The organism is Streptomyces sp. NPDC031274 (assembly GCF_055570235.1).
In genome coordinates this window covers 1-1,764 of the sequence record NZ_JBVIHP010000154.1, presented here as the reverse complement: position 1 = coordinate 1,764, position 1,764 = coordinate 1, and the positions used below count along the sequence as shown (strand labels likewise).

Sequence of the window (1,764 nt, the reverse complement as noted above, 5' to 3'; positions counted from 1 at the left end):
TTCAGCCTGAGCCAAGTCAATTCGTCCATTTAAAAAGGCACGTTTGGTAAATTCGCCAGGTTCAGCGAGTCTTGCGCCATTACGTAAAAGTAATTGCAAAATTTCTTGTGTGACTGCAATTCCACCATGCGTATTTATTTCAACAATATCCTCGCGTGTAAATGTTTTAGGCGCACGCATGACTGAAACCATGACTTCGTCAACGAGACGTTTTTCTTCAAAAATATGGCCATAATTAATCGTATGGCTAGCAACTTGAGTTAAATTTTTTCCTTTATAGACAGATTGAGCAATTTTTAGGGCATCTGTCCCTGATAAACGAACAATGGCAATTGCTCTTTCACCAAGCGGTGTCGAAATCGCCGCAATCGTATCAAATTCTTGTGTTAATGTCATAAAGACTATTTTAACGCAAAAAGGCTGAATTTCCTAGCCTATTTAATTTATTTTTTTATAAAAAATAAAAATCGCAAATTGCAAGTCCAAGTTAGCCAGCCAAGCTCATCTCATATGAACTCTTATAGTTGAACATTTTTCTTGGATAATGGTTCATCCAATACTCGATAGCGGCGACTTCTTCAGGGGTCGTCTTTGTTGTGCCTTTTGGCAGATGCCTACGAATCATTCGGTTATGGTTTTCATTCGTCCCTCGCTCAAAGCTCGCGTAGGCGTGTGCATAGTAAACTGGACAGCTTACGACCTCAGAGAGCCTTGCAAATTCATGGCCATTGTCAGGGGTAATGGATTTGAAGTCATAACTTTTTTGAAGTTCCACCAGCTCATCATTGACCGCCTGTGCTGTTTTCCCATCAATCAAGCGAATGATCTCCGTGCGGTATTTTCGCTCTGTGAGCGTCAAAAGCACCTTGTTCTTAGCTCTCGTAAGAATGACCGTGTCAATCTCGTAATGCCCCACTTCTAAGCGATTGTTAATGAACTCAGGCCGTTCTTCAATAGACTTACCAAAAGGATGCTTTGGCGCACGAGGTTTGATTTTCTTTGCCGCCTTATACTGCGGATAGAAAAGATGATGACGCTTGGCTTCTAACCAGCCCCAGTTGACCCAATTGTAGAGGCTGCTCAGAGAAACTCCTTTTAGAGCCTGATGAATGACTTCCAAAGAGTCCTTGTCTTCTTTAAGACGTGTACTCACATAACAATCAATCTCAGTCGTGAGTTTACTCGGACGAACACTGTGAGCCCTCAATCCTTCATAATTTTCTTGAGCCTTTTTAGCAGAGTATTTTACCTTCCGCTTGAGCTGGATTTCCCCTCGCTTCATCTCTCTGTCAATCGTCCCATGAGCTTTATTCAATAAGCGCGCAATCTCACGGTTGCTCAGTCCTTCTTTATTGTGCCAACGTTCAATGTTTAAACGGTCTTGATTGGTCAGGTGTTTCCCTTTGCTCTGGCTTGTGATAGAATAGTCTTGCATCTGAATTTCCTTTTTATACTATTTGGTCGAACTTCTAGTATAAGAGATTCAGATGTTTTTTGCTTGACTCAAGGTGGCTAACTTCATTTTACAATTTGCGAAGTATTTTATTATGTACAGAAATATTATCGACAAGTTATGAAAACCGTTTCTTTTTTTGTTCAAAAAAACCTGTCAAAACTTTGACAGGTCAATATTTTATTGATATTGCATTACTTTTTGTGCTTTGTAGGCTACGTCAATCATCGCACCACTAAGACATTCTTCTCCATCATAGAAAACAACATCTTGTCCGGGAGTAATTGCTCGAACAGGTTCGTCGAAATCAA

General features: G+C 40.4%; 2 protein-coding genes and 1 pseudogene. All 3 read right to left on the bottom strand.

Annotated features, from left to right (window positions below):
- A pseudogene (locus tag ACZ5CR_RS44475) lies at positions 1-396 on the bottom strand (hypothetical protein); the annotation flags it as partial.
- Between the two features lie 91 nt (positions 397-487).
- Positions 488-1,435, bottom strand: a complete 948-nt coding sequence (locus tag ACZ5CR_RS44470; protein ID WP_003130410.1) for an IS30 family transposase — start codon at positions 1,433-1,435, stop codon at positions 488-490.
- Between the two features lie 198 nt (positions 1,436-1,633).
- A partial coding sequence (locus ACZ5CR_RS44465) for an aminomethyltransferase beta-barrel domain-containing protein (protein ID WP_468869163.1) occupies positions 1,634-1,764 on the bottom strand: 131 nt, incomplete at its 5' end.

Bases quoted from the DNA above. Each gene is read 5' to 3' on its own strand.
- ACZ5CR_RS44470 (WP_003130410.1), bottom strand. From the start codon at position 1,435: ATGCAAGACTATTCTATCACAAGCCAGAGCAAAGGGAAACACCTGACC.